Below are 5,200 nucleotides of genomic sequence, written 5' to 3'. Positions count from 1 at the left end.
GCAGTCAAGTTTAGAGAGTAAAATCAAACAATTTGAGGAGGAAAGAACCATGCCTTTAATAAGTAATATGGAGTTACGAGGAAGGAAAATTGGTGAGGAAATTGGGGAGTTACGAGGAATAGAACGCGGTAAGGAAATTGGTAAGGAAATTGGCAAGGAAATTGGTAAGGAAATTGGTAAGGAAATTGGCAAGGAAATTGGCGCGTTAGAAAAAAGCCGCGATGACATCAAAACAGTTTTAACTGTGCGTTTTGGACAAATTTCTTCAGAAATTGAAGAGATAATCGGCAAAATCACTAACCCTACTATCTTAGAAGAGCTACTAAAATTAGCGGCTACTGCTAATTCTCTCGCAGAATTTAAGCAGTCTTTAGCAAAAATCCAATAAGAAAATCTTGGCGTAGGGTAGGCATTGTCCACCCATTCACCTTGAAACCCTCAGCCAAAAAACAATATCGAGAAAACGGATTTTTTCAAGGAACCCGTTTTCTGGACTTATGGCGATCGCCTTCCCGCCATGACCCACTAAAATTGTCATTGTGAGGGGGTAGATGATACAGTTTTTCTGATCTGGCTACGAGATAAGCGTGCCAAAAACACTGAGGAGCAGACCGCACTATCAAAAAATGCTATAATTTTCAATAAATTACGTCAATAAATATCAATCATGAACTCTTTTGCTATTCGCTTAGAAAAAAATGGAACAATTAATGTTCCTCAAGCTATCCAAGATAAACTCAATCTTTGCGAAGGAGATTTATTAAATTTAATAGAAATTGAGGGTATTATTTTGTTGACTTTACAACAACCAAAAGTCCCTCAACTGTCTGACCAAATTACAACAATTCGAGAAGAAGCCAATGTTACACTGAATGATTTATTACAAGGATTAGACGAAGAAAGGCAAAAAATATACCAACAAAAACATTAATATGAAGAGAATTTTTGCTGATTCCAGTATCTTAATTGCTGGTGCAGCTTCTAAAACAGGTGCAAGTCGAGCAGTGCTGACAATGGCTGAAATTGGCTTATTTAAAATACTTATTTCAGAACAAGTGTTAGAAGAATGCCAGCGAAATCTTTATAGAAAAATTCCCTTAGCGCTTCCCATTTTCAAGCAACTTATCAGCCAGATAAATCCTGAAATTTTACCGAATCCATCTCAAGAACAATTCTTACGATTTTGTAAAATTATTGAAGAAAAAGATGCTCCTATTCTTGCAGCTGCTTTATTGGCTAATGCAGATAGATTACTAAGCTTAAACACCAAAGATTTTACGTCACGAGTTGCTGAACAAACAGGAATAATTATGCAAACGCCATCGCAATTTATACAAGACATTCGCTCAATTATTAATCATGAGTTATGACTTAGGGTATTAGTGATTGCCTTTAGAAAACGGGTTTCAAGAAACCCGTTTTCTTGTATAAATGTTAATTTCTGTTACAGGGGTCTTGAAAGATTGGGGATTGTTGGGCTAAAACTGTTAGCAATAAACTGTTGCAGTTAACGTCATGACTTCTACCCTGTTGCCGAGCCTTCCTGCTATTTACGATGTTTTGTTCGATTTTGCCCAATCTGATGGCTTGAGTCAAGCTAATCAGGTGGATAGTGTGAGAAATCAGCGTTTAACCGCACCGAATTTAATTTGATTTTCTCTGATTCATGAATAAACCTGATTGAGAAAACAATAAGTATATCTTATGTCCTAATTGACGGTAGAAAAAAACGCTCTTAAGATAGTAGAAACCATTAATTGATGTTTTGACAGTCTTCAACCCTAACCCACACCGGCTAGTTAAACGGTTGTTTAAAAACCGGCTGACTTGGCTGAATAATTAATAGCAAAGCAATTTGTGGGCAATGTCCACCCTACATTACTGTACAAAGTTTTTTTGCAGCTACATGGTGCGACCATCACTTAATGACAGCTATTTATTGAGTGTGATCGCTTATTTTCTCTCAATGTTAACAGTGGTTTTAATTTTGTATTTTGGAGACTAACAATGTCAAGCGAAACTCCTCAATTATATAGTTGGTTAGAGTTACATATGATTGTTTCTAATGACTGGAAAGATGCTAAGGAAATATACAAAACATTGAACCTTAGCCAATATGGTATTTCAGGTAAGTCTGTAATTGGCTCGATTCTCGAAGAATTTCATGATAGCAAAGAAACTATTAAAGATGATTTGACTCAATGGGGGGCTGATAAATTTGTATTAAATAGCTCGCTAAATTCCATCAAAAACTCTTATGAAAAATTGCGAGATCAACCTACATTATGGGATCAAATAAAAAATGGTTCAATAAGCAAAACAAGCTATGTTTCTTCTATAGATGTTGGACGAGGCAATGTCCAAATTTATACGGCTATATATTTATTGGAAAAGTATAATCAGCAATATCCAAATAGCGATCCATTAAATTTAAAACAATACAATAACGATTATACAAAATTAGTTTCTGATCTTATTAATAATGAAAAGTCAACAACAGTATATTTTGCTGGATTAATGGTACAAAATGCCGCACAATGGTATCAAAAAAATGCCTCTAACTGGAATACGCTTACACAAGATCAGAAAGACGCATTAATTGTTTACTTTTATAATGTCGGTGAAAGGGGAATGAATGAAAAAGCTACACAAGCAAAAAACAATGGCGGTTCATATAAACCTGATCCTAATAAAACACCAATTGCGCAAGAATATTTGAAGAATCTTGAAGAATTAAAAAAGACAATTGAATTATATGATTTAACTAATTTTTGCTTCGCCGCAGAAACCCCAATTTTAATGTCAGATGGCACATACAAACCCATCGAACAAATCAAAATTGGTGATGAAGTAATGGCGTTTGATGGACTGGGAGAACTGCAACCGCGCAAAGTCACTCAAACTTTTATTACACCCGATCAAGAAGTTGTTCAATTAGGTAATATTAAAGTTACTTTAGGACATCATTTTCTACAAGCTGATGGCAGTTTTAAGGCTTTAGGTGAAATTGACCATGATGGCTTTTTGGTAGGTATAACGGGTAAATTGATCCCTCATCCTGGTATTAAACCAGTTGCAGGTAAACATACAGTTTATAACTTTACTGTTGAAGATTTACATACATATATAGCAGGAGATTATCGGGTTCATAATGAGTCTCTTTCTCTCTATCAACCCGTTACAACAGGAGGCTTAATTGGGGCTTCAATTGGTAGTCAAATTGGGGCTTATTTTGCTAATGATAAATTTGCTAGTCAGCTTGTAGCACAATCTTTAGGTAAGACGGTAGGGAGTTGGACTGGTGATGCTATTGTTTATGAATTTGACCTATCAGATGATCCTGCATTTCGTAACCGCAGTCAGGAATCATTATCATTAGGCGCAATTTATAGAAGATTGCCAGGTAGTGTTATTTCAACAGGTATTGGTTTAGGAAGTAGTAAATTAGCTAATTCTCTAATTAAGGCTTTTAAAATTGAAGATCCACTAACTCAAATTGCTGTTAGTTCCCTAGTTGTAGGCTCAGTTTCTTATTATGTTACTGCCGAAGTTGCTAAGTCTTACCCGATAACAGCAGTTAAACTTTTTGGTGCGCCCTCTCTAAAGGAAGGTAATATAATTATTGGCGTTGATTCTAGCAAGTTAAGCCTTACTAATTCGTTAGCTAATGTAGCACAATCCGCATTCGGTTCATTCGCAGGTTCTTATCTTTATTCAAAACTGTTCAAATGGAATGTCTTGAGTGAAGATGTTAGTGTCACAGGCGCAAAAATAGGCGCAACAATTGGGGCTTTTGCAGGTTCTTTTATCCCCATTCCTGTTGTTGGTACAGCGATTGGTACGTTAATTGGTAGTGTTTTCGGTGGTTTATTTGGCGATAAAGATTATCCTCGTGCTTTTACCAGCGTAATAATTTCCAACAATCAGTTTATTTTAACTCCTGTTGCTGTTGACGATAAAGGCAATTATGATGTCGCTTATAATATGGGAGTTGCTGCAAGAGATACTTTAACTACGATTGCGGCATCAATTGGCGGGAAGCCACTCTCCATTAGAGAATTTCGTTATGGTCATTTTAAAAAGTCGTATGTTTATCGACCAGGAGATCTGGGTTTAAGTGCCTATAATTATCCTTGGCAGTATTCTTCACCACAAGAAGCAATTACTAATGGAATCTTCCAGCAAGTCAAATCATTACAGATGGAAGGCGGTGATATTTATGTTAAGCGATATTTAATTAATCTTCCTGGCGATGTCAACACACTGGACAAATTAAGCGCTGGTTTTCAAGTCGCCAGAGAATGGGGTGTTTATAAAGATAATCCCTATCTCTATGAGAAGACAATTCAAGAGTTAGATGATAATGCAATTTCTATCGCTGATCAGCAGATTCTGGAATTACAAAAAACACCAAGTCAAGCACAAACTTTAACCAATAAAGACAATAAATATGTCGATTTTGGCTTAACAACTTTACCGTCAAAACTAACAGTATCTATTTCTGGCAACAACTTTATTGTTAATGGAAAAACAGTTACACCAGATCAAGTAGTCAGGTTTGCTGATGGTAGTCGTTTTAAACCTGTTGTTAGAAATGGTGTAGTAACATTAGAAGCTGAACAAGTAGCAAACTGGTTACAAATTAAACCAAAAGCGCAAGCTTTAAATTTAGACACTCCTCAAGCTTCGGATAATTATGTAGGGGCAAATGCGAGTAAAATTGTCAAAGACAATGGCGGAGTTGGCAATGATGTTTTGATTGCTTCCTCGGGAGCAACACTTAATGGTGGTCAAGGGGATGATGTTTATGTTTATAGTCGTGGTAATGGAACAGTTACGATTAATGATGTAGGTGGATTAGATTCTATTGAATTTGATGCTAGTATAAAATCTTCAGATTTATTAGTACAACAAAGTGGCATAAATTTAATTATTGCTCTCAAAAATCCAAGCAAACCTTCAGCAACTATTTCTGAGTTAACTGACAAAATTGTAATTTCTGACTTCTTTAATCAAAAGATTGAAATTCTTAAATTCAATAATAACCAAGAGGTACCCATCTGACTGACGGACACATTTTTCAATACAAAGACAAGTACTGTTATGTGAAAGCCTCAAACTCCTGAATAAAAGAAAAGGTAATTTTGCCATAATAATCCTGACGAGCTTTGCGAGAAGCAAAACAGGGAAAAGGGTCAAC

The 5,200-nt window shown here is 35.8% G+C and carries 3 protein-coding genes and 2 pseudogenes; all 5 read left to right on the top strand.

Features of this window, described 5'->3' with window-relative positions; genetic code table 11:
* Nucleotides 1-388 (top strand): annotated as a pseudogene (locus tag O9295_RS22650) (hypothetical protein); the annotation flags it as partial.
* Nucleotides 389-667: 279 nt separating this feature from the next.
* The gene (locus O9295_RS22645; RefSeq protein ID WP_079205536.1) at nt 668-931 is read left to right on the top strand and encodes an AbrB/MazE/SpoVT family DNA-binding domain-containing protein; all 264 of its coding nucleotides are present in this window, start codon (nt 668-670) and stop codon (nt 929-931) included.
* A gap of 1 nt (nt 932) precedes the next feature.
* The gene (locus tag O9295_RS22640; protein WP_288035534.1) at nt 933-1,370 is read left to right on the top strand and encodes a PIN domain-containing protein; all 438 of its coding nucleotides are present in this window, start codon (nt 933-935) and stop codon (nt 1,368-1,370) included.
* 145 nt (nt 1,371-1,515) lie between these two features.
* Nucleotides 1,516-1,638, top strand: a pseudogene (locus O9295_RS22635) (DUF4347 domain-containing protein); the annotation flags it as partial.
* Between the two features lie 369 nt (nt 1,639-2,007).
* Nucleotides 2,008-5,064: a Hint domain-containing homing endonuclease gene (locus O9295_RS22630; RefSeq protein ID WP_288035528.1), complete on the top strand. Its 3,057-nt coding sequence runs from the start codon at nt 2,008-2,010 to the stop codon at nt 5,062-5,064.
* The last annotated feature ends 136 nt before the right edge of the window (nt 5,065-5,200 follow it).

Source organism: Microcystis sp. LE18-22.4A, from assembly GCF_027531105.1.
Taxonomy (GTDB): Bacteria; Cyanobacteriota; Cyanobacteriia; order Cyanobacteriales; family Microcystaceae; genus Microcystis; species Microcystis aeruginosa.
This window is presented reverse-complemented; position numbering and strand designations above follow the sequence as displayed.